The 23,672-nt window shown below is 61.2% G+C and carries 20 protein-coding genes and 2 pseudogenes; 11 read left to right on the top strand and 11 right to left on the bottom strand.

Translation table 11 applies throughout. From position 1 onward, the window contains the following. Window positions 1-129 (top strand): aldehyde dehydrogenase family protein (locus BC360_RS30435; RefSeq protein ID WP_139110263.1); only part of this gene is annotated, 129 nt, incomplete at its 5' end. Window positions 130-464: 335 nt separating this feature from the next. Here the strand turns inward: BC360_RS30435 and BC360_RS30430 are convergent. Beyond that, window positions 465-2,582, bottom strand: a complete 2,118-nt coding sequence (locus BC360_RS30430; protein ID WP_065798000.1) for a carboxy terminal-processing peptidase — start codon at window positions 2,580-2,582, stop codon at window positions 465-467. A gap of 342 nt (window positions 2,583-2,924) precedes the next feature. Here BC360_RS30430 and BC360_RS30425 point away from each other — a divergent pair, with 342 nt between their 5' ends. Next, complete coding sequence (locus BC360_RS30425) at window positions 2,925-4,304, top strand: enoyl-acyl carrier protein reductase FabMG (RefSeq protein WP_065797999.1); 1,380 nt, start codon at window positions 2,925-2,927, stop codon at window positions 4,302-4,304. 75 nt (window positions 4,305-4,379) lie between these two features. On the opposite strand, the gene BC360_RS33215 is transcribed toward BC360_RS30425, so the two are convergent. Continuing rightward, window positions 4,380-4,538: an invasion associated locus B family protein gene (locus tag BC360_RS33215; protein WP_083222795.1), complete on the bottom strand. Its 159-nt coding sequence runs from the start codon at window positions 4,536-4,538 to the stop codon at window positions 4,380-4,382. A 27-nt stretch (window positions 4,539-4,565) separates the two neighbouring features. After that, window positions 4,566-4,808, bottom strand: a complete 243-nt coding sequence (locus BC360_RS30420) for a DUF1127 domain-containing protein (protein WP_065797998.1) — start codon at window positions 4,806-4,808, stop codon at window positions 4,566-4,568. Window positions 4,809-4,950: 142 nt separating this feature from the next. On the opposite strand from BC360_RS30420, the gene BC360_RS30415 reads away from it, so the two are divergent. After that, a complete protein-coding gene (locus BC360_RS30415) occupies window positions 4,951-6,978 on the top strand; it encodes a BTAD domain-containing putative transcriptional regulator (RefSeq protein ID WP_083222794.1) in 2,028 nt (675 codons plus the stop codon). A 125-nt stretch (window positions 6,979-7,103) separates the two neighbouring features. Here BC360_RS30415 and BC360_RS30410 read toward each other — a convergent pair whose 3' ends face one another. The 4 genes from BC360_RS30410 to BC360_RS30395 form a co-directional block, all read right to left on the bottom strand. Continuing rightward, window positions 7,104-7,841, bottom strand: coding sequence for a gamma-glutamylcyclotransferase (locus BC360_RS30410; RefSeq protein ID WP_244519964.1), 738 nt, complete (start codon window positions 7,839-7,841; stop codon window positions 7,104-7,106). 62 nt (window positions 7,842-7,903) lie between these two features. Then, a complete protein-coding gene (locus tag BC360_RS30405; RefSeq protein ID WP_065797996.1) occupies window positions 7,904-9,343 on the bottom strand; it encodes an FAD-binding oxidoreductase in 1,440 nt (479 codons plus the stop codon). Further along, window positions 9,340-9,675, bottom strand: coding sequence for a hypothetical protein (locus BC360_RS32925; RefSeq protein WP_244512998.1), 336 nt, complete (start codon window positions 9,673-9,675; stop codon window positions 9,340-9,342). Before BC360_RS32925 ends, BC360_RS30405 begins: the two co-directional genes overlap by 4 nt. 120 nt (window positions 9,676-9,795) lie before the next feature. Further along, window positions 9,796-11,688: an adenylate/guanylate cyclase domain-containing protein gene (locus BC360_RS30395; protein ID WP_065797994.1), complete on the bottom strand. Its 1,893-nt coding sequence runs from the start codon at window positions 11,686-11,688 to the stop codon at window positions 9,796-9,798. A gap of 96 nt (window positions 11,689-11,784) precedes the next feature. On the opposite strand from BC360_RS30395, the pseudogene BC360_RS32920 reads away from it, so the two are divergent. Both BC360_RS32920 and BC360_RS31195 read left to right on the top strand, forming a co-directional pair. Next, window positions 11,785-11,982 (top strand): annotated as a pseudogene (locus BC360_RS32920) (hypothetical protein); the annotation flags it as partial. Continuing rightward, window positions 11,915-12,109: pseudogene (locus tag BC360_RS31195) on the top strand (IS66 family transposase); the annotation flags it as partial. The pseudogenes BC360_RS32920 and BC360_RS31195, both read left to right, overlap by 68 nt. 89 nt (window positions 12,110-12,198) lie before the next feature. On the opposite strand, the gene BC360_RS30385 reads toward BC360_RS31195, so the two are convergent. From BC360_RS30385 to BC360_RS30370, 4 genes are read right to left on the bottom strand one after another with little or no spacing between them, the layout of a single operon-like run. Then, a complete protein-coding gene (locus BC360_RS30385; protein WP_065797992.1) occupies window positions 12,199-12,951 on the bottom strand; it encodes an ABC transporter ATP-binding protein in 753 nt (250 codons plus the stop codon). Next, window positions 12,945-14,015: a FecCD family ABC transporter permease gene (locus BC360_RS30380; RefSeq protein WP_065797991.1), complete on the bottom strand. Its 1,071-nt coding sequence runs from the start codon at window positions 14,013-14,015 to the stop codon at window positions 12,945-12,947. Before BC360_RS30380 ends, BC360_RS30385 begins: the two co-directional genes overlap by 7 nt. Then, window positions 14,012-15,151 carry an ABC transporter substrate-binding protein gene (locus tag BC360_RS30375; protein WP_139110261.1) on the bottom strand — a complete coding sequence of 380 codons (1,140 nt, stop codon included), beginning with the start codon at window positions 15,149-15,151 and terminating at the stop codon, window positions 14,012-14,014. The genes BC360_RS30380 and BC360_RS30375 overlap by 4 nt, the downstream gene beginning before the upstream one ends. A 59-nt stretch (window positions 15,152-15,210) precedes the next feature. After that, window positions 15,211-16,344, bottom strand: a complete 1,134-nt coding sequence (locus tag BC360_RS30370) for an ABC transporter substrate-binding protein (RefSeq protein WP_065797989.1) — start codon at window positions 16,342-16,344, stop codon at window positions 15,211-15,213. Window positions 16,345-16,450: 106 nt separating this feature from the next. Between BC360_RS30370 and BC360_RS30365 the strand changes: the two genes are divergently transcribed. From BC360_RS30365 to BC360_RS30340, 6 genes are all read left to right on the top strand, one after another. Further along, entirely contained in the window at window positions 16,451-17,254 is an 804-nt protein-coding gene (locus BC360_RS30365) for a class I SAM-dependent methyltransferase (protein WP_065797988.1), read from the top strand. A gap of 284 nt (window positions 17,255-17,538) precedes the next feature. Next, window positions 17,539-18,564 (top strand): BMP family protein, encoded by a 1,026-nt coding sequence (locus BC360_RS30360; protein ID WP_065797987.1) that lies wholly within the window; start codon window positions 17,539-17,541, stop codon window positions 18,562-18,564. A 132-nt stretch (window positions 18,565-18,696) separates the two neighbouring features. Next, the gene (locus BC360_RS30355) at window positions 18,697-20,226 is read left to right on the top strand and encodes an ABC transporter ATP-binding protein (RefSeq protein WP_065797986.1); all 1,530 of its coding nucleotides are present in this window, start codon (window positions 18,697-18,699) and stop codon (window positions 20,224-20,226) included. Continuing rightward, the gene (locus tag BC360_RS30350; RefSeq protein WP_065797985.1) at window positions 20,216-21,265 is read left to right on the top strand and encodes an ABC transporter permease; all 1,050 of its coding nucleotides are present in this window, start codon (window positions 20,216-20,218) and stop codon (window positions 21,263-21,265) included. The genes BC360_RS30355 and BC360_RS30350 overlap by 11 nt, the downstream gene beginning before the upstream one ends. 1 nt (window position 21,266) lies before the next feature. Beyond that, the gene (locus tag BC360_RS30345) at window positions 21,267-22,208 is read left to right on the top strand and encodes an ABC transporter permease (protein ID WP_065797984.1); all 942 of its coding nucleotides are present in this window, start codon (window positions 21,267-21,269) and stop codon (window positions 22,206-22,208) included. After that, complete coding sequence (locus tag BC360_RS30340) at window positions 22,205-23,497, top strand: amidohydrolase family protein (RefSeq protein ID WP_065797983.1); 1,293 nt, start codon at window positions 22,205-22,207, stop codon at window positions 23,495-23,497. Before BC360_RS30345 ends, BC360_RS30340 begins: the two co-directional genes overlap by 4 nt. Window positions 23,498-23,672 lie beyond the last annotated feature (175 nt).

The following is a 23,672-nucleotide window of genomic DNA, read 5'->3' as shown; positions in this document are numbered from 1 at the left end:
CCGACCGCCGGCGTCGATTTCCACGTGCCGTTCGGTGGCCGCAAGGGCTCCTCCCATGGCGCGCGCGAGCAGGGTCGTTATGCCGCCGAATTCTACACCACCGTCAAGACGGCCTACACATCGGCGTAGGTGCAGGACACTCAGGTCGGTTCATTAGAGCCTTTCCAGGAAAAGTGCGAAGCGGTTTTTCGTCAGGAAATGCGTACGAACAAAGAGATAGAGCGTTTCTGCGACTCCGTCCACACTGGAAACGCTCTAGGGTGCGCCAACCGGACCGAACCGAAAACGGGAGGCGCGTTGACGAAAAAGACAGTCAGTCCATGGCTCTGTCGAATGGACCGACTGACACCGTCAAAATAAAAGATGCCACCACCGGCGAATAACGGCCCGAAGGCGCCGCGTCGCAGCAACGACCCAACCAGGCCTGAAAAAGCTGCGCATACTGTTGCGCCTGCCGGGTATGATTAATTTCCGTCCGTGTTTTCCGATTGTTTTGTGGCCGCCTTCAGCACGCCTTGCTGCAAGTCCGCCTCATCGGCAAGAATGGCGGCGGCTTCGTCCAGCAAGACGTCTTTTGCGTTCTTGCGGGCATTCTCAATGGCAATATCAGCACTCAGGCTACGCTCGTTTGCATTGAGGCCATCATCTTCACCAGTATTTTCGCCATCGCTTACTTGCGCACGAGACTTGAGTCGATTTTCTTGAGCAGTCAATTCTCTGCGACGTTCGGCTTCATTGAGGGAGACAACCCCTTTCTCGCGCTGCGCTTTCAACTCCGCAATGTCTTTTAACAGGCGTTGGAAATCCGGATTGCTCTCAACCCGCGCATCATGGCGGCTTTGCAGTGTCGGCAGCAACGTCACTACAGTGTCGGCAGGCGCATAGTTCGCCGGCTTGATCTGCGCCCACGGCAGGGCATTGTCATAGCTGGTCTCGCCAAACCTTGTCGGATCGGAAAGTCCCGGCAAGGTGATATCAGGCGTCACGCCGTGCAGCTGCGTCGTGCCGCCGTTGATCCGGAAAAACTGCGCAATCGTCACTTTCAGCTCACCGAACTCGGGTTTGCTGTTGCGAACCATCTGGTCAAGACTGACGACAGTTTGAACGGTGCCCTTACCGAAACTGGGTTCGCCAACGATCACACCTCGACCGTAGTCTTGGATTGCCGCGGCAAAAATCTCCGAAGCCGACGCCGACCCGCGATTGATCAGGACAGCCACAGGGCCTGTCCAGACAGGCGCTGGAAAATCAGAGCTTCTTATCGCGACCTTACCGTCGCTACCGCGTTGCTGAACGACCGGGCCATTGCCGATGAACAGGCCGGTCAAATCAATCGCCTCGTCCAGTGAACCGCCGCCATTGTTGCGCACGTCAATGAGAACGCTGTCGACTTTTTCTTGCTTCAGTTCGTCGAGGAGCTTTCCGACATCGCGGCTGGCGCTTCTATAGTCCTTGTCTCCTTTGCGCCGGGCTTCAAAATCCTCATAGAATGCCGGCAGAGTAATCACCCCAATTTTACGCGTGGCTTCGCCCACTTTCACAGACAGCACGGCCTTCTGGGCCGCCTGCTTTTCGAGGCTGATTTTGTCGCGCACCAGACTGACAACCCGATGGGTGGCATCCGCTCCGGCATCCGCCGGCAGGATGTCCAAGCGCACGACGGACCCTTTCTTCCCGCGGATCATTTGCACGACTTCATCAAGGCGCGTGCCAACCACTTCTTTTATCGCCCCATCCTTGCCTTGACCAACGCCGGTAATGCGGTCTCCGACCGAGAGCTTGCCGGACAACTGCGCTGGCCCTCCAGGCACGAGCTCACGGATCGTCGTGTAGTCGTCGCGTTCCTGCAGTACGGCACCGATACCGACCAGCGAAAGCTTCATCGCGATATTGAAAGCGTCCGAAGCTGCCGCGCCGAAGTAGTCCGTGTGCGGGTCGACCGACGTTGTGTAGGCGTTCATGAACGACTGGAAAACGTCATCGCTTTTATATTTGTAAGCGCGCTCGAGAGCGTTTGCATATCGTTTGTCGAGCGTTTCGCGAATGGCCGCGTCGGTCTTGCCGCCCAGTTTCAGCCGCAACCAGTCGCTTTTTACGCGCTTGCGCCAAAGCTCATTGCTCTCGGCTTCCGACTGCGGCCACGGCGCTTTATCGCGCAGCACGGAATAGTTTTCCTGCGCACCGAAATCGAAGTCCTGCTTCAACAAGCTGCGCGCGTAGTTCATGCGGTCGACAACGCGCTTCCCATACACGTTGAAGATCGCAAACGGGATCTTCAAGTTCTTCCGTTCGATGGCGTCGTCGATCTCGCTGCGGTCAGACATGAACCTGTCGATATCCGCTTGCAGGAAGAGCACGCGGTCCGGATCAAGTGATTTGATGAACCGATCCATGATCCTGGCCGACAAGGCGTCGTCGAGCGGAACGGGCTTGTAGCCGAAACGCGTGAGAAATTTTGCACTCAGCTGAGCGGCTTGTGCCTGTTGCTTTAGCGGCTCCAAAACAGGCGGTGAGGCGACTTCAGCATATGCGGACTGTACGATTGCAAGAAATGCACCAAGGAAGACGTATGATATGCGCATTCAGCGTTGATCCAGTTCTTAATGCCAAGTGTCGATGCACGATCTAGGTGAAGCAATTATGGTTTTTTGGCAACCGGGTGGATCATGCGCGCATCAAAAGCCCCTTTGGGTCGAGGAGGTTGACGCAAACCTGCGGGCGGCTAGGAGCGCAAGGAGACCGATGCGGGCCGCTACAGCGCCAGGCCGCATGTCGGCGAAGACTTCGTTTCGGAAACGGGACTTCACGCTTTGAAATGAACGGTCACGTAAAATGACTTCCTATTACGGGTCAGTGCGGTCATGTGACTATTGAGGCTTGTCTAAGCCATCGCTCGACGACTAACGGACCAAAGAGCTGAAAGCATGGAAAACCCGGTCGCATTGAATCGCATCGCTGAAAACAACGTCTTTCGTAAAGGTGATGTTTTCGTCCTCTTCGGCGAACTATTCGGTCGCGGATATGCAACTGGCTTGCTCGAAGAAGCCCGGCGGGCTGGAATGGAGATCGTGGGGATCACCGTCGGGCGGCGCGACGAGAACAACGCATTGCGGCCTCTGGACGCCGAGGAACTCTCTGCCGCCGAGGGGCGACTGGGCGGCAGGATCATCAACATACCTCTTATGGCTGGCTTCGATCTCGACGCTCCGGCAGGAGGCCCGACTCCGACTGATCTCCTCGCGACCATGACGCTGGAGAGCTGGGAACATGACACGCTCGACTGGGACTACGTTGAGCAGTGCAGGGACATCGCCACCTCGCGGTTCACGAATTCACTTTCGCAGGTCATGGCCGTTCTTGACGGTATGATTGCCGACGGCCGCAATGTCTTCTTCGCCCATACAATGGCCGGAGGCATCCCAAAAGCGAAGGTATTCCTGGTCGTTGCCAATCGAATCTACAAGGGGCGCGGTCCCCGCCACATGTCGTCGCAAGCCCTGGTCGACAGCGATATGGGCAAGCTCATCCTGCAGAATTTCGACGAAGTCTCCGCAATCACCTTTCGACATCTTATCGACTTCAGCGCGGCGATCCGGGAGCGCGTAGAGGCATCGGGTGGTCAGGTCCGGTATACCGCCTACGGTTACCATGGAACGGCAGTCCTGATTGACGGGAGTTATCGTTGGCAGACCTACACCAATTACACCCAAGGTTACGCCAAGATGCGGCTCGAATGCATCGCGCAAGAAGCCTGGGCAGCAGGTGTCAAGGCAACCGTCTATAACTGTCCCGAAATCCGCACCAATTCGTCCGACGTATTTACGGGTATCGAGCTTCCCCTGATACCGCTGCTACTCGCCTTGAAGAAAGAGAACGGTGGCCACTGGGCAGAGTACCAATGGCAGGCTTGCGGGCAGCTTCTGGCAGACGGCTTCACGATGAAGGATGTATTCCAAAAAATTACCGATATGCAGGCCAACGAGGTCATGCGTCCGTTTTACGACTTCTCGGCGTGGCCCATGGCAAACAGCCAGGCACAGTCCGATCTGACCATCGGCACATCCAACGAGATCACGCAGATGCATCGGGACAGTAAGGCGATGATCAGCGACCTCCTGAGTGCTCTCGTGGTGGAGGCGACCGGGCAGCTAATTTTTGGCGAGTCCACAGATCCCTCCGGGCCCATCCAGTGGCTCAACCACGATATCGTGGCGCGCCGGCTTAACGCTTCCCACCGGCAATGGAAGTCTCCCGCGCCGTTGATCGAACAGGGGGCGAAAGACTCTCACCTTGAGTTGGCCTGACAACTTCCCAATGCTTCTCATCGATCTGGAACGTCACGCCGGCGTCGAGTGCGGGCCCAAAGGGCAAAACGAGCGTTACGGGACCGTGTTACCACTAGGCGCGCTGAGTTCGATCGCAAGCACACGCTGGCCATTCTGTTGTGTCTGAACCTGTGACATGGCGCATTGTTTGTCCGTGCCTTGCTGGACGCAAGCGACACGCCAATCCCTGTAAGTCTCCACGATCGACCGCATTGTTGTGGCAACGCGCCCAGCTTGCCCTCAGCGCATGGACATCAGCTTGCTCATCAGGCCCGCTTCGACCTCGATGACAGGCTTCGGTGCGATATCAGGCGCATGGCCGACGTCGCGCAATGTATCGTCGCTCAATTCCGCCATCGCTCGGCGCTGTGCCGTATCGCGCCGCCATGCGTTCAATTTTGCAAGGGTCGAGGCGAGATACTCGTCGAGCGTCTTGCTGAAGCTACGGCTTCCGAATCCCGCACTGGACTGAAAATGTGCCATCTTGGTCTCCCGCTTTAGAATTTCGATGGGGCAACATTCGCAGGCCAGCGCTTGACCACCATTCGTCCATGCGTGAAGAAATCGTCCTTGCCGGCGTCAACGGCGCTAAATTTGCGTTAAAACGCCAGCCGCAAGTGCTATCGTGACTGCGGGCAACAAAGGCTTTCCCATGCGTGTCCGGTTGTTCGGCGGTTTCGATCTCGTATCCCCGCAAGGTCAGGCGGTCCGTTTTTCCACGCGCAAGGCCACCTTGGTCTTCGCGGCGCTTGTGCTGGCTGGCAAGAAGGGTCGAACGCGGGAGGCACTGGCCGAAGCCTTCTGGCCGGATCGCGGCGGGACACAGGCGCGCAATAGTTTGCGTCAGGCGTTGGTGGACATCAGGCGGGTGTTTCCGTCGGGCAATAGATCTGCGATTCTTATCACCAGCGACAACGACAACCTCGTGCTGACCGCGAGCAACGACGATGTCGATGTCTGGCTGTTCGATCAAAAGACCTCGGCAAACGACACCGCGGCTCTCGCCTTTGCTGCTGACCTTTACGTTGGCGATCTGCTCGGCGCCGAACCTGCATCGGACGGGGTGGAATGGTTTGCCCCCTACAGGATGGGCTACCGCCGCGCCGCGCTTGAACTGGTCGAGCGTCTCAGCCTCGCGGCGCCGCGCGGAGGCCTGCTTGAAGAGCTGGCTTGCGAGCGTCTGGCGGAACGGCTTTTGAAAACCGATCCGTCCGCCGAGGAGGCGCATCGCGCCCTGATCCGAATTTACCTCAATCGCGGCAAGGCCAATGCAGCGCTACGACAATACCTGCTGTGCCAGGAAGTCCTGCGCCGCGATCTGGGCGTGGAGCCGGAGCAAGCCACGCGTGCCTTGCTTTCCAGGCAAATCGATGGAACGCCGGATCAGAACCTTGCCGCGGCGTATTCGCCCGCACCGGCTGTTCCCACACAGGCTTCTATATCTGTGCCCCGCAGGCGTCGTGATCAGCCCTCGATCGTTGTCATGCCCTTCGACAATCTGAGTGGCGAGGATGATGGCTACTTTGTCGACGGGGTCGTTGAGGAGATAACCGCCGCGCTGTCGCGTGTGCGCGATTTCTTCGTGATCGCCCGGCAGTCCGCCTTCGTCTACAAGGGCCGCTTCATCGACGTGCGCGAGGTCGGCGAGGAACTCGGCGTGGCCTATGTCGTGGAGGGCACCGTGCGGCGTGGCGGCAGCCGCTTGCGTATTTCCGTGCAGCTCGTGGATGCACGGTCACGAAACCAACTCTGGTCGGATCGATACGAGGGAGATACGTCGGAACTGTTCGCATTCCAGGACCGCATCGCCGCCCAGGTTGCCGGTGCGCTTCATCCTGCAGTCCGTCTGGCCGAAATCGAGGCGGCCAGGAGTACCCTGCCGGCGGATCTCGACGCCTATGATCTGGTGATGCGGGCCTTTCCCAAATTGTGGGGCCAGAACTCCGATTCCATGAAGGAGGCCGTCGCGATCCTGCGACAAGCGATCGTCCTCGACCCGAACTACGGCCGGGCGCATGCGCTGCTGGCATGGTGCCTTGCCTTGTCAGCACAATATCTCTGGACGGATGATATCGCCGGCACGATCGCCGCAGCGCTGGATGAGGTGGAAAAGGCAACCGGCCTGATCGACAATGATCCGACCGCGCTGACGGCGTGTGGTTCCGCCGCCGGTCTTGCGGGAGATACCGAGAAGGGTCTCACCTTCATTAAGGCCGCCTTGTCGCTCGACCCGAACAACGCTTGGGCCTGGAATCGCTTCGGGTGGGCAGGTATTTATCAGAACGAGCCGGAAGACGCCCGCGCCCGCTTCGAAAGGGCCATGGCACTAAGCCCGCTGGATCCCTTCGCATTCAATATGAGTATGGGCGTGGGTGCGACGCTTTCGCTGGAGGGGCGCTGGAAGGAAGCGGCCGAAATTGCCAAGGATGTTGTCACCCGGCATCCAAACGTGACGTGGGCCTATCGCATGCTGGCGTCTTGGTCGGCCTTGGCCGACGACCTTGCGACGGCCCGCTGGGCGGCGCGCAGGTTCCTCGAACTGCAGCCCGATTTCACGATCGCGCGGCATGCCGCCCTGCCGGTTTCTCGTCGTCTCCCGCATCTGCAGGACGTTATTGCTGGTTTGATCCGTGCCGGCGTTCCCGAGAAATGAACCGGCGCAAACTGTGGTTTGTACCTGCAACCGCAGTACGCGAATCTACTGGAACGAGCGCAACGCAACATTGGTCTGATAGCTTTCAAGGCCGCTGTTCTTTGAAATCGAACCCGGTATTTTCCCTAGCGTTCAGTGTGACGGCCGGGGTTCGATCGCAATCTTCCCGTTTTACGCGAGGTGGCGATTTCGGCGGCAACCAGCTTCTGTAGTCGCCACAAATTGCCGTCGCGGATACCTCGACTCTCGAGATGGATGACCGTATTGCGGAGGTACTCCGCGCACGAACCCCAATGTCCCGCCGCAGTGGCGAGAGTTCGCGCCACATCTTCCAAGCCGAGCTTGCCGGCATAGGCTCCGCCGTTGGGATTGGCGACGAATGCGACTGCAGAAATGGCCTCCTTGCCGCACGTCACACTGATCCAACGGACGGCATTTGTAGTGACCGGCCGCCCGCCGTCCGGTAGCCATTTGACACTCATCTCGCGACGCAGGAGCTTGGACAACTGCTCACGCAGCCCCTCTTCCGGCAGCCGATAGATCACGCCTTTGCAAGAACCGCCGCGATCCAGGGCCATCATCAGGCCGGGACGCTCGGGCGTGCCGCGCCAGCGCAGGAGCTTGAGGCAGAATGCACGATGCCAGCCCGGTGCTGTGGCAACGCGCTCCTCCGCATGCGTCACTTCGGGTTTCCAGATGAGAGAACCATAGGCGAAGAGCCACAATGGGCCGAGTGGCCGTGTCGCCAGCAAGCAGCCAAGAATACTTTCATAGTCCTCTTCGGCGAGTGGAACGGTGCCTGGCTGAACGCCGGGATCGGGCTCGAAACGCTGGACACACGCAACAAGTTCGCTTGTGAGCATCAATCCTCTCATTCTCCAGTCCCCTTAGAGAAGCGCCTCGCACCGGAAGCAAGCGGTGCGGTTCATGCCGCCCCTTGATCTTCGATCGGCCGCACGTTCTGGTTCATGCGGAACAGGTTCTCAGGGTCATACCGCCGCTTGACCTCGACGAGCCGCCGATAGTTGCCGCCATAGGCCGCTTCGACCCGGTCGACCTCGTCCGCGGGCATGAAGTTGATATAGGCGGTGCCAGCGGCATAGGGTTTGGTCGCCTCGAAAAGCCGCCGCGCCCAGCCGATGCAGGCCTGGTCCATCGCCGGCTCGCGCCAGCGGGCATGGACGTTCATGACGAAATGCGAGCTGCGCTGCGGGAAAGCGGTCTCCTCCACCGCTACCCGGCCGGCCGCCCCACCGACATGGGCGATGAATATCTCGCATTCCGGCCCGGGCAATTGCCGGATGGCGTCGAGCAAAACGCCGATGGCCGCATCGGAAAGCTCCATGAAATCATGGCTCTTCCAATAATTGCGGGCTCCGGGCACAAGCAGCGGATCGAAGGCCTGCTGCCAGCCGACGAAGGGATTGGGACCGACGACGTCGGCGATCGGCTTGCCGATCGCACGCAAGCCCGCCGTCGCTTTCTCCCCCGCGACGGGATCGCCGCAATAGCACATGGCCAGCACCAGGATCTCCTTGCCGTGCCACTCCTGCGGCAGGAACGGCAAGGGCGGCGCCTGCCGCATCACGACCCAGCAGGTGAGCTCGTCCGGGGCAGCCTCGAGCGCCTGTCTATATTGCCGGAGGACGCTTTCCGCATCCGCAAAGGGATGCACGACAAGGCCGGCGAGAACCTCGGGACCGAGTTCGTGCAGCGCGAATTCGAAGGCAGTGACGACGCCGAAATTCCCGCCTCCGCCTCTTAAGCCCCAGAAGAGGTCGCGATGCTCCGTCGGACTTACGCGCACGAGCTCGCCGCCAGCCGTTGCCACATCGGCCGAGAGCAAGTTGTCGAGCGTCAACCCGAACTTGCGCGTGCTCCATCCGAAACCACCCCCGAGCGCCAGGCCGGCGATGCCCGTCGTCGAGTTGATGCCGGTCGGCAGCACCAGACGGAAGGCCTGCGTCTCCTTGTCGACATCGGCAAGCGTGGCGCCCGGCTCGACCCAGGCCCTCTTCGTCGTCGCATCGACGCGCACCGACTTCATCGGTGTGAGATCGATCATCAGGCCGCCGTCGCAGACCGCATTGCCAGCAATGTTGTGCCCGCCGCCGCGCACCGCGACGAGCAACTGGTTCTCCGCCGCGAAGCGAACCGCATTGACGACATCGGCGGCCCCGGCGCATTGCACGATCAGCCCGGGCCGCCGGTCGATCATCCCGTTCCAGATCGTGCGCGCCTCATCATAGGATGCGTCGCCCGCATTCAGGACGCGCCCGCGCAATCGACCCGCGAGTGCCTCGATGGCCGCGGCGGCGATTGTTGTTTTTCCTGCATGCAGATTGGTGAGGCTCATATCGATCATGATTCGCTCATCCCTGGTAAACCGTTGCCCCAGCGGCGCGGTATTCTGCGCCTGTGCCGGGCGACCGACAAGCGTGGCAGGTCACCGCCAGCTATAGTCCTTTGGGGTGATTTGGCGGCGCGGGCCAACCGGGTCGCTCGGATCCGCCAGCGAACGGGCCGTGCGGACATCACCTCGGGCAGGATGTCGAGGTCGCCATTGTAGGCGCCCCAGTTGATCTCGTTGCCGGGCTCGACGGCGACGAGCGGAACCCCGACCCGGTCGTTCCGCTGCAGGACGTCGCCGATAATCGTCCGGTACAGCTCCGGCGAGATATAGGAGAGCTGGTACATGTCCCAGATCAGACCGCGGCCGGAACGCGGCTTGGTTCCAACGTCGGATCGTTTCATAGGAAACGACAATGCCACGCTCCAAGAGCGGCGTTTCGAGCAGAGTAGTCATTGAGGTAGATCTCAGACCTGTTTGCCTGCCGGCTCGGTTCGCACCGCCGCTAGCCTTGCTTCTCCAGACGCAATCAGCGCTTGGAAATGCGGATGGCTGTGAAGCGGCACGAGATCGCCGTCCTGTTTGACCCAGAGGACAAATTCAGGGGACATCTTGCGGAGGCACGAGTCTAGTTGGTCGACAGCCTGATCCAGCTCGTTCAAATAGACAAAAGCACAAGCCATATTGTATTGGTCTATCGGGTCGTCGTCCGGTTCAACGGTCAGGGCACGCGACGCCCACTCCTGCGCGCGTTCCTTCTCTCCCAAATAGGCCAACGCGATAGCGCCCCTCATCATCGCATTGGCATTGTCGGGTCGAAGCGAAATTTCCCTCTCGATACGCTCCAGCTCCCAACGTGCGGAAGATTTGGCCTCTTCGTGTCGGCCGAGGGACCTGTAACTTTGGGATAAAAAGCCCGGAGAAGCGTAGTCCGTATCGAGAAGCTGCGCGGCGCGCTCGAAATGCGTGACTGCATCTTCATAACGGCCAAGCCATAAGCAGGTTCGACCAAAACTGTGCCGCACGTCATTGGAATCGGGCTCCAGGCGGAGCGATTCCTCATGCGCGGAGAGAGCTCCGTTCAAGCGGCCAAGCTCCGCTAATGCTCGTCCCTTGGCCGCATAAGCCTCAGCCAAATCTGAATCTAGCGCGAGTGCCTTTTCGGCCGCGGACAGGCCAGACTCCTCCGACTTTCCACCCGAATGCAGAACGGCTTGGCATAAGGCAACCAATGCCCAAGCGCGGGCATAACTGGGGTCGATATTCAAAGCGCGTTGGCAGAACCTGATGGCTATTTGCAGATTTCTTGCGCCCCGCTGCCTATGATAATGCCGAGCCAAGAGATAGAGTTGGTAGGCTTCCGGATTGTGAGTCGAGCGCGTTTCGATCGCCTTCTTTTCCTCCGGTAGTAATTTACCCTTCAGCGCCGCGACGATTGCGTGCGAGATTTCATCCTGCAGCGCGAAGATATCTTTCAGGTCGCGGTCGTAGCGCTCCGCCCAGACATGATCGCCTGCCTTTCCATTGATCAACTGTGCGCTGATTCGTACGCGCCCGTCGGCCTTGCGTACGCTGCCCTCGAGGACGTGACTGACATTCAACTGTTCCGCGATCTTGGATACGTTCACCGTCTTGCCCTTGAAAGCGAAGGCGGTGTTCCGGGCGATGACGGAGACAGCAGAAGCCTTCGAAAGATCAGTGATGATGTCCTCGGTAATGCCATCGCTGAAGTATTCCTGCTCCGGATCACCGCTGAGGTTTGCGAAGGGCAGCACGGCGACGGAAATCTTGGAAGGCCGGTCGGTCGTGCGGGGGACAACAGCGTCGACGGCAGCTCCCGAGACTTTATACATCCGAACCGGCTCCGCCATGTTCTTCAGGCTGTGCTCGCCGAGGTCCTCGAATCCGACCTGGACCTTGCCACGAACATGTTTGAACACTGTCTCTGACACGAAAACGCTGCCGGGTTCTGCTAACCCCTGGAGCCGCGCGGCAATATTGACGCCGTCGCCGTAGAGGTCGCTCCCCTCCACCAAGACGTCACCGAGGTTGACGCCGACACGCAGTACGATTCGACGATCTCCCGGCAAACCCGCGTTGTCACTCTCCATCGCCTGCTGTAGCGCGACGGCGCAGGCTACGGCGTTGACGGCACTGGCGAACTCCACCAGCACCCCGTCTCCCATCACCTTGACAATTCTGCCCTGATGCTGCCCAACCAGCGGACTGAGTATCGCGCGTCGCCGCTCTTTCAGCCTGACCAGCGTGCCGGCCTCGTCCACTTGCATAAGGCGGCTATAGCCGACCACGTCGGCGGCAAGAATGGCGGCAAGGCGCCGCTGTACGCGTTCTTCGGCCATTTGCGCCAGACTGCATCCAAAGGATATCGTGCAACAAATGTATGCCTGACACTTGTGGGAGTCTATCAGCCGAATTTCCGCCTGGGGTCACATCCGGTGGACCGACTTGTTCATCACGCAACGATCTTCGAGATGAATGTCGAAAGCTCCCGGCGACGTTCCGCCGTGGAAGCCAAACGCCAGCGCGGTAGACGCGCCTCATTCGCGACAATCAAAGCCCTTCCCAGCCGGTCCGGCACCTATTGCCAGCGAGGCGCTGCGACGCATTGCCGAACTCTACAGAAACGAAGATGAGATACGTGGCCGGACGCAGGACGAGCGTCGTGCCCTGCGACAAGAAAAGAGCCGCCCAATCACAGACAGCCTTGCGCCCTGGCTTCGTGAACAGCTCGGCCTCATCAGCCAGAAGACGAAGCTTGCCGCCTGGCCCAGAGCCACCGGCGACGCAAGGATGATTGTCAGTCGGTGCCTCGTCCTTTAACGCCGCCACTTCGAATGCGTTTCTTGCTGCTATAACGACTCGTCGACGATGACGACCGGACGCCCCATCGAGCAAGCCTCGACCCGGGCCTCGACGTGGTAGACAGAGCGCAGCATGTCCATGGTGATGACCTCACGGGTCGGGCCGCTCGCCACAACCGAGCCGCCGCTGATGACAATTGTGTCGTCGCAGTAGCGCAGCGCATGGTTGAGGTCGTGCAGCGCAATCAGCACCGCCATGCCCGACTGCGCCGACAGCCGCTTCATGAAGCCGAGCACCTCGATCTGGCGGAAGAGATCCAGCGCCGAGGTCGGCTCGTCCATCAACAGAACTTCGGGCTTGCGCACCAGGGCTTGGGCAATGGAGACCAACTGACGCTGGCCGCCGGAGAGCTCGCCGAGACCTCGAAAGGCGAGGTCGGCGATCCGGAGTTCGCCAAGCACCCGGTCGATTTCGGCAAGCTCGCCGTCCTTCACTTTCCAGCCGGAACCCTGCTTGGCCGACAGGAGCACCGATTCGTAGACGGTGAGCACGGCGTTGGCACCGGTATCCTGCGGCATGTAACAGATGCCTTCAGGCCCTTTGGCGGCGTCGGACAAATGGACGGTGCCGGGACCCGACGTCAGGCCCGCAATGCGCTTGAACAGCGTCGACTTACCGGCGGCATTCGGGCCGATCACCGCCGTCAGGCCACCGCCCCGCAGCATGCCGGTGTTGACGTCCGACAGCACCGTGCGCCGGCCGTAGTTCGCCCCGACCTTTTCCAGCGTCAAGCTTACCATGCGCGCCTCCTGTTGGTGAAAATCAGCACGAAGAAGAAGGGCACGCCGACGAGCGCAGTGATGACGCCGATCGGGAGCACCGCGCCCGGGATCAGCATCTTGCTGACGACCGAGGTGACCGAAAGCAGTAGCGCGCCGCACAGCACGGAAGCGGGCAGGAAGAAGCGTTGATCCTCGCCGACCAGCATGCGGGCGATGTGGGGCCCGACGAGGCCGACGAAGCCGATCGTGCCGACGAAGGAGACCGGAATCGACGCCAAGAGGCTCACCGTCATCATGGCTTCGAGCCGCAGGCGACGGACATTGATCCCGAAACTTGCTGCCTTGTCGTCGCCAAGCCGGAGCGCCGTCAGCGCCCAGGCATGCCGGGCAAAGAGCGGTATCGCGATAACGAGCACTGCGCCGGTGATCCAGACCTTCGGCCAGGTGGCCTTGGTGAGGCTGCCCATCGTCCAGAACACGACGGCGGCCAGCGCCTGCTCGGAGGCGAGATATTCGAGTAGCGACAGCGCGGCGTTGAAGGTGAACACGAGCGCGATGCCGAGAAGGACGATGGTCTCGACCGTGACGCCGCGCATGGTGGAGGCAAAGTGGATGAAGAGCGCCGCCACCATCGCCATCAGGAAGGCATTGATCGGCACCATGTATTGGACGGCGACTGGAAAGATCGCGACGCCGGCGACGAGGCCGAGGGCGGCGCCGAAGCCGGCGGCGGCGGAAATGCCGAGTGTGAACGGGCTTGCCAGCGGATTGGCAAGAATCGTCTGCATCTGCGCGCCGGCAACCGACAGCGAGGCGCCGACCGTCACGGCCATCAGAGCGATCGGCATGCGAATATCCCAGATCACCACCCGAAGCTGGTCACTCACCGTTTCCGACCGAAACAGCGCGATCAGCACGTCTCGCAAGGGATAATTCGCTGGCCCAAGCGCCATGTCCACTGCGACCGACGCGAAGAGCGCGGCGAGCAGACAGAAAATCAGCACCAGACGGCGCAGAACGAGGGCGCGGTAACGCCCGCGTCCGTCGATTCCAGAAATCCCATCGGTCATGGCAGCCATCATTCACCATCCTTGGGCAGCGAGACGAAGTAGCCCGGGCGGTAGGTCACCGGCAGGAACCTCTCGTGAAATTCGCGGAACGTCCGCTCCGGATCGATGTCGGCAAATAGCTCCGGATGGAACCATTTGGCGAATTGCTGGATCGGAACGAACTCGTAGGGCGCACCGTAGAATTGGTGCCAGACCGCATGCACGTTGCCCTCTTTCACCGCCTTCAAGCCGGGGAAACCTGGACGCTGCATCAGACCGCGCAATCGCTCTTGTGCTGCCGCCGCATCAGCGCCGCGGCCGACGCTAACGAACTGATTGAGATCGGATTCCGCCGACCAGTTGCTGCCGGTGATGATGACATGGTCAGGGTCGCTGACGATGAGCTGCTCGGGATTGAGGTCGCCGAAGGTGCCCTTGATCACGTCGGAACCGATATTGTGGCCACCGGCCTTTTCAACCATCTCACCGAAATTCGCAGGTCCGAAGGTTCTGCAGCAGACAACGTCGCCGGTGATGCCGGGGGAGCGCTCGATGAAAACTTTCGGCCGCGCGATCGCGCCGGCTTTGGCCAGGCGGTCCGTCACCACAGCGATCTGGGCGCTGCGATAGTCGATGAATTCACGCGCCTTCGCTTCGGCGCCGAAGAGCTGGCCGAGAATTTCGACGGATTTCTCGCTGTTGGCTGCGGGATCGACGCGGAAATCGAGATAGACGACGGCAATGCCGGCGGCCGCAGCCTTTTCGATGAAGCCCGATTCTTCGACCGCCTTCTGCGCTTCGAGGTTCAGCGTCAGCACATCGGGTTTCAGCGCAATGGCCGCTTCGAGGCTGAAGTCACCTGAAGGGATATAGCCGAAGCGCGGCAGCTTTTCGATCGCAGGAAACCGCTCAAGGTAGGCGGCGTAGGAATCCGGATCCTTCTTGAGGAGGTCGTCGCGCCAGCCGACGATCGTGTCGAAGACGTGCTCTCCCTTCAGCGCGGCGGCCACATGAATCTGGCGCGCCTCACCCAGCAGCACGCGCTTGGCCGGCAAGGCAATTTCGACCCGCCGGCCGGTGACGTCGACGATTTCGGCAGCGCTTGCCGGCATCGCCGCCAGTACGATTGCGGCGGTCATCGCCAGGGCGATTTTCCTGAAGATCGACATTCTCATTTCCTTTCGATCGCGACGCCGGAGGCCTCCCATCCTTCCAGCCGCCGATGCATTTACTGGCGGACGTTCAGCGAGACGAAGTAACCACTCTTGTAGGGCAGCGGCAGGAAGCGCTCGTGCAACTCCTTGAACGTCGCCTCCGGGTCGAGGTCGGCGAAGAGATCCGGGTGCAGCCATTTGGCGATCTGCTGGATGGCGACGAACTGATAGGGATTGTTGTAGAACTGGTGCCAGATCGCATGGACCTGGCCGTCCTTGACCGCCTTGACGCCGGTGAAGGCCGGACGCGTGGTCAGATTCGCGAGCTTGCGCGTGGCCTCTTCCACATCAGCGCCATAGCCGACGCCGACCCAGTTGCCGCCCGGCACATAGCCCTGCCAGTTGCCGCCGGTGATGATGATCTGGTCGGGATTGGAGGCGATGATCTGCTCCGGATTGACGGTGCCGAAGGTGCCGGGAATGATGTCCTTGGCCATGTTCACGCCACCTGCGAATTCGACCATCTTGCCGAAGTTCTCGTTGCCGAAGGACATGCAGCAATCGTCGGAATAACCGCCGGCCCGCTCGACGAAAACGAGCGGCTTCTTCGGGTTCGCCTTTGCCAGGACGCCGGTGACCCTGGCGATGTTGTCAGCGCGGAACTTGATGAATTCCTCGGCCTTTTCTTCCTTGCCGAGCAGCTTGCCCATCAACCGCATGCTCGGCTCGGTGTTTTCCATCGGCCTCTCGCGGAAATCGACGTAGACGAGCGGGATGCCGACCTTCGCGAGCTTCTCGATATAGCCCGCCTCCTCCGTCGCCGTCTTGGCGTCGACGTTCATCAGGACGACGTCCGGCTTCAGCGCCACCGCCTGCTCGACGTCGAAGGTACCATCCTTCATGCCACCGAAGGTCGGCAGCGTTGCGATCTCAGGATATTCGGCGAAATAGGCGGCATAGCTTTCCGGATCGGCTTTCGCCAGGTCGTCCCGCCAGCCGACGACGCGCTTGAACGGCTCTTCGCGGTCGAGGGCGCCGAGGAAATAAATCTGGCGCCCCTCACCGAGGATCACATGCTCGACCGGTACATTGACCGCGACATCGCGGCCGGTGACGTCTTTCAACTTGACGACATCAGCGAAGGATGTCGTGGGAAAAAGCACGCAAAGTGCCGTGGCGACCGCAGCCACCCTGTTGAAAAGCCGCATTGTTTTTTGCTCCGCTGGGAAAATCGACGCGATCTAATGTTTCATGACTTTATTAGTCAACATTTATCTTTTAGAACGCCTCCAAACAGAGACGAACAGCACCAGCATGAGCGACACCCTAGATCGGCAGAACTACAACCTGCGGGATGAAATCAAGGCCTACTGGTCGGAGCGCGCCGCAACCTTCGATCTTTCGCCGGGGCACGAAATCTTCTCGGAGGAAGAGCGCACCGCCTGGCATCGGTTGTTGCTGCGGCATCTGGGACCGGGCGACGGTCGTGCAGCTTTGGACCTCGCAAGCGGCACCGGCGTCATTTCGCATCTGCTCGATGATCTCGGCTTCAGGGTGCAGGGCCTCGACTGGGCCGAACCGATGCTCGAACGCGCACGCGAGAAGGCCCGCAAGCGCGGTCGCGCCATCCGCTTCGGGCTCGGCGACGCCGAAAACACCATGGAGCCGGATGGCCACTACGACGTGGTGGTCAACCGGCATCTGGTGTGGACGCTCATCGATCCGGCCGCAGCCTTTGCGGAGTGGCTGCGCGTCCTGAAGCCTGGCGGCACGGTGCTGATCGTCGATGGGGACTTCGTCAATACAAGTGCGCTCGAGCGGCTGTTCTCGAAACTCAGCGCCTGGGGCCAGCGCTTGGGGTTCCTCACGGCAGAAACGCCGACCGGAACATTGCAGATGATGGCGACCCATCGCAGCATTCTCTCGCGTGTGCACTTCTCCGCCGGTGCGCGGGCCGATGACGTCGCCAACCTGCTTGGCAAGGCCGGCTTCGTCGACATAGAGATCGACAGGGATCTCCGCGAGATCCATCGCACGCAGGCCAGGAACTGGAATTTCTTCAAGGGCCTGGCCAGAAAATGCCAGCATCGTTATGCGATCCGCGCGAGGAAGCCGTAAGGCCGTCACGCCCGGCATTCACGACTACAGCGCCGCGCGTCTTATCAGACGCGCAAAGGTAGCTGCAGCACTTTGAATTGCTGCATGTTTTTATCCTTAAATCGGATAGGATTTAAGGAAACATGCAGTAGCGGCCTTTGTGGTCCCGCGTTTTGCTTCCATTGCCTGAAAGCGCGGTGAACTTTCCACCGCACCCAATTGCTGCAACCCCCAACTTCACCTACATTGACCAAGTGGTAAAAAAGACGCGTTCCGAAACGCGCAATCAATCAGAGGGGAATTTAATGCATAGCAATTCCTTCAATTTCGCCATCTCCAGAAGAACCCTGATCAAAGCTGCCGGCGCCTCCGCCGTGGTGGCCGCGGCGGGTCTGCCGAGCCGTCTGCTCGCTGCGGACCCGATAAAGGTGGCAGCCATCTATACCGTCCCGGTCGAGCAGCAGTGGGTCAGCCGTATCCACAAGGCGGCCAATGCCGCCAAGGAGCGCGGCGACATCGAATATGTCTATTCGGAAAACACCGCGAACAACGATTACGAGCGCGTCATGCGCGAATATTGCGAGGCCGGCCACAAGCTGATCCTGGGCGAGGTCTTCGGCGTCGAGGATGCCGCCCGCGCCGTCGCCAAAGACTATCCTGATGTCGCCTTCCTGATGGGCTCCAGCTTCAAGCCCGATGCCGCCATACCGAACTTCTCGGTTTTCGACAACTATATCCAGGACGCATCCTATTTGTCCGGCCTCGTCGCCGGCGCCATGACCAAGTCCAAGAACATCGGCATGGTGGGAGGCTATCCGATCCCGGAGGTCAACCGGCTGATGAACGCATTCATGGCCGGCGTGAAGGAAGTGGCCCCGGACACCAAGTTCCAGGTCGCCTTCATCGGCTCGTGGTTCGATCCGCCCAAGGCCAAGGAGACCGCATTCGCCCAGATCGATGGCGGTGCGGACCTTCTGTATGCCGAGCGTTTCGGCGTGTCCGACGCCGCCAAGGAGAAGAAGATCCTGGCCATCGGCAATGTCATCGATACCCAGGCGGACTATCCGGACACCGTTGTCGCCTCCGCGCTGTGGCATTTCGAATCGACGCTCGACAAGGCGATCGCCGAAGTGAAGGCCGGCACGTTCAAGGCCGACGACTACGGCGTCTATTCCTTCATGAAGAACGGCGGCTGTTCGCTCGCGCCTCTCGGCACCTTCGACAGCAAGGTTCCGGACGACATCAAGGCCAAGGTTGCGGAGAAGGAAAAGATGATCAAGGACGGCTCGTTCACCGTCGAGATCAACGACGCCGAGCCGAAGTCGAGTTAGCCCTCGCTTCCTCCCGTTCAGGGGAAAGGTGGTTGGCAGTGCCGGACGAGGGATTACCCTTCGCCGGCAGCGACCATTCTCTCCCTGGACGGGAAAGGAAGCCTCCCCCCCACGCCACTTCCGGTCACCGACGTGTCAAGCAATCCCGTCCTTCGTCTTTCCCGCATCAGCAAGCGTTTCGGCCCGCTCAGGGCCAACGAGGCCATTTCCTTCGATCTGAAGCGGGGCGAAGTCATCGCGCTTCTCGGGGAGAACGGCGCCGGCAAGACGACGCTGATGAACATCCTCTTCGGCCACTACGTCGCTGACGAGGGAACTGTCGAGGCCTTTGGCAAGCCGCTTCCGCCGGGAGATCCGCGCGCGGCCCTTGATGCCGGCATCGGCATGGTCCACCAGCATTTCACCCTCGCCGACAACATGACGGTGCAGGAAAACATCGCGCTTGGCACGCAGAGCCTCTGGCGCATGCGGCTCGACCGGGCCGCGGCGCGGCGGCGCATCGAGCAACTGTCCGCAGATTTCGGCCTCGCCGTCGAGCCCGCGGCCACCGTCTCCACCCTTTCGGTCGGCGAACGCCAGCGCGTCGAGATCCTGAAGGCCCTTTATCGCGAAGCCCGCATCCTGATCCTGGACGAGCCGACGGCCGTTCTGACCCCCGCCGAGACCGACGCATTGTTCCGGACGCTGAAGCTGCTCGTCGCCAAAGACCTGTCGATCATCTTCATCTCCCACAAATTGCACGAAGTGATGGCTGTCAGCGATCGTGTGCTGGTTCTGCGCTCCGGCCAGCTCGTCGGCGAGCGCGAAACAGGCGCGACCGATCGCAAAGAACTGGCGGCCCTCATGGTTGGCCAGGAGGTCAAGCCGGCGGAGGTCAGCCCCGTGAAACTGGGTGCACCGCTGCTGGCGCTCGAACGCGTTTCCACGACGCCGTATAACGGGGCCGGCCTTGATAAGGTGTCGCTCACGCTCACAGCCGGTGAAATCACCGGCCTTGCCGGCGTTGCAGGCAATGGCCAGGCTGTCCTTGCTGCCCTCATCGCCGGCATCCGGCGTCCAACCGGCGGCAGCATTTCCATCGCCGGGCGGGAAATCGCCGACTGGTCGCCGCGCGTCGCGCTCGCCCATGGCGTGGCCCGCATTCCGGAAGACCGCCACGCGATCGGCAGCATCGGCGACATGAGCGTGACGGAGAATGTCATCGCCGAACGCTACCGAAGTCCGCGGTTCAGCCGCATGGGCTTCCTGAACTGGAAGGCCGCCGGCCGCTTCGCCGAGAAACTCATTGCCGACTACGACGTCAAATGCCCCTCGCCCGAGGCCCGCATCCGCCTGCTCTCGGGCGGCAACATGCAGAAGCTCATCCTCGGCCGGGCCCTTGATCCCGACCCGGCGGTCATCCTTGCAAGCCAGCCGACCCGCGGCCTCGATGTCGGCGCCGTCGCCTATGTTCACCGCATGCTGCTTGAAGCGCGAGACAGGGGCGCGGCGATATTGCTGATTTCGGAAGACCTCGAGGAAGTGCTGGCATTGTCCGACCGCATCATCGTCATGTCCAAGGGACGCCTGTCGACGCCGTCTTCGCGCGGCGAACGCAGTATTCGGGAACTGGGGGAGCTGATGGCAGGCCATAGCGGGGAGCACAGCGATCATGCGGCTTGAGCCGAAGCCCGCCCCGTCCTTGGCGGTCACCTTGCTGTTTCCGCTGGCAGCCATCGCCACCACGCTGGTGCTGACGTCGATACTGGTTCTCGCCGCTGGCGCTTCGCCACTGTCCGTCTTCTATCTTGTGGCCAAGGGCGCGGCCGGCTCACAGTTCGCGCTGCTGGAAACCTTGACCCGCGCGACGCCGCTGATCTTCACGGGCTTGGCGATCGCCGTCGCCTTTCGGGCCAAGCTCTGGAACATCGGCGCAGAAGCCCAACTCTACATCGGCGGCGTCGTCACCGTGGTGCTGGGAACCGGCGCATTGCCGCTACCTTCGGTCATCCTGATCCCGGTGATCATGGTCGCCGTCATGGCCGCAGGCGCGCTGCTTCTGCTCGGCCCGGCCGTGCTGAAGACCCGCTTCGGCGTCGACGAGGTGGTCACCACGCTGCTGCTCAACTTCATCGTCCTGCTGTTCGTGTCGATGCTGCTTGAAGGTGTGCTCAAGGATCCGATGGGGCTCGGCTGGCCGCAATCGCAGAAGGTCGTCGCCGAAGCGCAACTGCCGCGCCTCATCCAGGGCAAGCGCCTGCACTACGGCTTCGTCATCGCCCTTGCTTCGGCCGTTCTCGTCTGGGTCGTCATGAAAAAGACGGTTCTCGGCTACGAAATGCGCGCCGTCGGCCTCAATCCCGAGGGCGCACGTTTTGTCGGTATTCTGGTCAACCGCGCGCTGATGAAGACGGCCTTGCTTTCGGGCGGATTGGCCGCACTTGCTGGCTTTTCCGAAGTCTCGGGGCTCAAGGGCAACCTGACGCTCGACCTGTCGCCGGGCTACGGCTACACCGGCATCGTCGTCGCCATGCTGGCCATGCTGAATCCGCTCGGCGTCATCGCATCGGCCATCTTCGTCGCCGGCATCTTCGTCGGCGCCGATGCCATGAGCCGCGCGGCCAAGGTGCCGAGTTACATAGCCGACGTCATGGTCGCCACCTCGCTGCTGACGATGGTTGTCGCGATCCTTCTGACGCGATTCCGGATCAGGTGGAGGTGACATGGACGCGCTTGAAATCCTCTTCACCGCCTCCTTCTGGGTTGCCGCCATCCGCATAGCATCCCCGCTGATCTTCGCGACCATGGGCGAGTTGATCTGCGAGCGCGCGGGCGTCCTCAACCTCGGCATCGAGGGGATCATGACGGCGGGCGCTTTCGCCGGCTGGTTCACCGTCTATTCTGGCGGCAATCTTTGGGCCGGCTTGCTGGTCGCTGCCCTTGTCGGTGCCATGTTCGGCCTGCTGCACGCCACGCTCACGGTACCGCTCGGCCTGTCGCAACATGTCGTCGGCATCGGCGTTACGCTGCTTGCTACGAGTCTTACCTATTACACCTATCGTCTTGCGCTGCCCGAGGTGACGTCGCCGCCCAAGATCGAGCCGTTCCAGCCCCTGCCGATCCCGGGCCTGTCCAGCATTCCCGTAGTTGGCGAGGCGCTGTTTACCCAGACGCCGCTGACCTATCTCGCATTCGTGTCGGTCGCAGCCGTCGCCTGGATCCTCTATCGCACGCCCATCGGCCTCGCCGTTCGCGCTGCCGGCGAAAACCCGTCGGCGGTCGAAGCGCAGGGCATTTCGGTCACCAGCATCCGCATGGGCGCCGTCGTCGTCGGCAGTGCGCTGATGGCGGTCGGCGGGGCCTTTCTCACCACCTCGGCCTTCAACTCGTTCTTCTTCCAGATGATCAATGGGCGCGGCTGGATTTGCATCGCGCTGGTCGTCTTCGGCTCCTGGCGGCCAGGAAAGGCGCTGATCGGCGCCATCCTGTTCGCCGCCTTCGACGCCTATCAGGTTCGCCTGCAGCAGATATCGGGCGGCATCGTGCCCTATCAGGTTTTCCTGATGATGCCCTATGCGCTGTCGATCCTGGCGCTGATCCTGGTCGCACGCCGCGCCACCTATCCCAAAGCTTTGATGATCCCTTACCAGAAAGGCGAAAGATGAGTTTCGACCTGATCGTAAAGGGCGGCACGCTGCCCGATGGAACCGTCGCCGATATCGGCATCAAGGGCGACAGGATCGCCGTGATCGAGCCAAGCATCGATGCCGAGGCCGGTCGTGTCGTCGATGCCTCGGGCAACCTCGTCAGCCAGCCCTTTGTCGATCCGCATTTCCATATGGACGCAACGCTGTCCTACGGCCTGCCGCGCATCAATGCCTCGGGCACGCTGCTCGAAGGCATCGCGCTGTGGGGCGAACTCAAGCCGCTCCTGACCCACGAGGCCGTCAAGGAACGCGCGCTGGCCTATTGCGACTGGGCGGTCTCGATGGGCCTCCTCGCCATCCGCACCCATGTCGATACCTGCGACGACCGCCTTCTCGCGGTGGAAGCGCTGCTCGAGGTCAAGAAAGAGATCGCGCCCTATATCGATCTCCAGCTCGTCGCTTTCCCGCAGGACGGGCTCTATCGCTCGCCGAATGCGCGCGAAAACACCATCCGCGCCCTCGACATGGGCGTCGACATCGTCGGCGGCATCCCGCATTTCGAGCGGACCATGTCCGACGGCACGCGTTCCGTTACCGAACTTTGCGAGATCGCGGCCAAGCGCGGCCTGATGGTCGACCTGCATTGCGACGAGACCGACGACCCGCTGTCGCGCCATATCGAGCAGCTTGCCTATGAGACCCGGAGGCTCGGCCTGCAAGGCCGGGTGGCTGGCTCGCACCTCACCTCGATGCATTCGATGGACAACTACTACGTCTCGAAGCTGCTGCCGCTGATTGCGGAAGCCGGTGTCTCGGCGATCCCCAATCCGCTCATCAACATCATGCTGCAGGGGCGGCACGACACCTATCCCAAGCGCCGTGGCCTGACGCGAGTGCCCGAGTTGCTGAATGCCGGCATCCGCACCGGCTGGGGTCAGGATTGCGTGCTCGATCCCTGGTACTCCCTCGGCACAGCCGACATGCTCGACGTCGCCTTCATGGGATTGCACGTCGCCCAGATGTCCTCGCCCGCGGACATGCGCACCTGCTTCGACATGGTCACCAAGGTCAATGCCGAGATCATGGGACTCGATCATCTCGGCCTGGCCGTCGGCAAATCGGCAAGCCTCGTCGTGCTCGATGCGGGCAACCCCATCGAGGCGGTGCGCCTGCGCGCCGAGCGGCTTTGTGTCGTCGCGAAGGGCAAAGTCGTGGCTGAACGCGAAAAACGCGATACGGCCCTGTCCATCAAGGGCCGTCCGGCGACCATCAACCGCCGCCACGTCGTGCCACCGCAAGCGCGTTGAACGGACTGGACGAGAACAGAACGGCCGCGCCGCCATCGGCGGCCTTGACCTTTAAAGTGATGCGGGCGGCCGTTTTCACGGGCTAAGAATGGTTGGAATGAGACGCACTGGCTCGTCTCCGACATTGGAAAACACCCGATCGTTGGCCGAACGCGCTCGCAGCACCCACTTCGAC

Origin of the sequence: Ensifer sp. LC163 (assembly GCF_001695855.1) — a bacterium.
Classification (GTDB): Bacteria; Pseudomonadota; Alphaproteobacteria; order Rhizobiales; family Rhizobiaceae; genus Ensifer.
The sequence above is the reverse complement of the archived record's forward strand: the minus strand, read 5'-3'. Positions and strand labels throughout refer to the sequence as shown.

What these genes read in the sequence shown, in the direction of transcription:
- BC360_RS33215 (WP_083222795.1), bottom strand. Translation starts at nt 4,538, where the DNA reads ATGCGGTCGATCGTGGAGACTTACAGGGATTGGCGTGTCGCTTGCGTC.
- BC360_RS30430 (WP_065798000.1), bottom strand. Translation starts at nt 2,582, where the DNA reads ATGCGCATATCATACGTCTTCCTTGGTGCATTTCTTGCAATCGTACAG.
- BC360_RS30380 (WP_065797991.1), bottom strand. Translation starts at nt 14,015, where the DNA reads ATGATGGCTGCCATGACCGATGGGATTTCTGGAATCGACGGACGCGGG.
- BC360_RS30350 (WP_065797985.1), top strand. Translation starts at nt 20,216, where the DNA reads ATGCGGCTTGAGCCGAAGCCCGCCCCGTCCTTGGCGGTCACCTTGCTG.
- BC360_RS30395 (WP_065797994.1), bottom strand. Translation starts at nt 11,688, where the DNA reads ATGGCCGAAGAACGCGTACAGCGGCGCCTTGCCGCCATTCTTGCCGCC.
- BC360_RS30345 (WP_065797984.1), top strand. Translation starts at nt 21,267, where the DNA reads ATGGACGCGCTTGAAATCCTCTTCACCGCCTCCTTCTGGGTTGCCGCC.
- BC360_RS30375 (WP_139110261.1), bottom strand. Translation starts at nt 15,151, where the DNA reads ATGTCGATCTTCAGGAAAATCGCCCTGGCGATGACCGCCGCAATCGTA.
- BC360_RS30340 (WP_065797983.1), top strand. Translation starts at nt 22,205, where the DNA reads ATGAGTTTCGACCTGATCGTAAAGGGCGGCACGCTGCCCGATGGAACC.
- BC360_RS30420 (WP_065797998.1), bottom strand. Translation starts at nt 4,808, where the DNA reads ATGGCACATTTTCAGTCCAGTGCGGGATTCGGAAGCCGTAGCTTCAGC.
- BC360_RS30370 (WP_065797989.1), bottom strand. Translation starts at nt 16,344, where the DNA reads ATGCGGCTTTTCAACAGGGTGGCTGCGGTCGCCACGGCACTTTGCGTG.
- BC360_RS30365 (WP_065797988.1), top strand. Translation starts at nt 16,451, where the DNA reads ATGAGCGACACCCTAGATCGGCAGAACTACAACCTGCGGGATGAAATC.
- BC360_RS30360 (WP_065797987.1), top strand. Translation starts at nt 17,539, where the DNA reads ATGCATAGCAATTCCTTCAATTTCGCCATCTCCAGAAGAACCCTGATC.
- BC360_RS30425 (WP_065797999.1), top strand. Translation starts at nt 2,925, where the DNA reads ATGGAAAACCCGGTCGCATTGAATCGCATCGCTGAAAACAACGTCTTT.
- BC360_RS32925 (WP_244512998.1), bottom strand. Translation starts at nt 9,675, where the DNA reads ATGTACCAGCTCTCCTATATCTCGCCGGAGCTGTACCGGACGATTATC.
- BC360_RS30405 (WP_065797996.1), bottom strand. Translation starts at nt 9,343, where the DNA reads ATGATCGATATGAGCCTCACCAATCTGCATGCAGGAAAAACAACAATC.
- BC360_RS30385 (WP_065797992.1), bottom strand. Translation starts at nt 12,951, where the DNA reads ATGGTAAGCTTGACGCTGGAAAAGGTCGGGGCGAACTACGGCCGGCGC.
- BC360_RS30410 (WP_244519964.1), bottom strand. Translation starts at nt 7,841, where the DNA reads ATGCTCACAAGCGAACTTGTTGCGTGTGTCCAGCGTTTCGAGCCCGAT.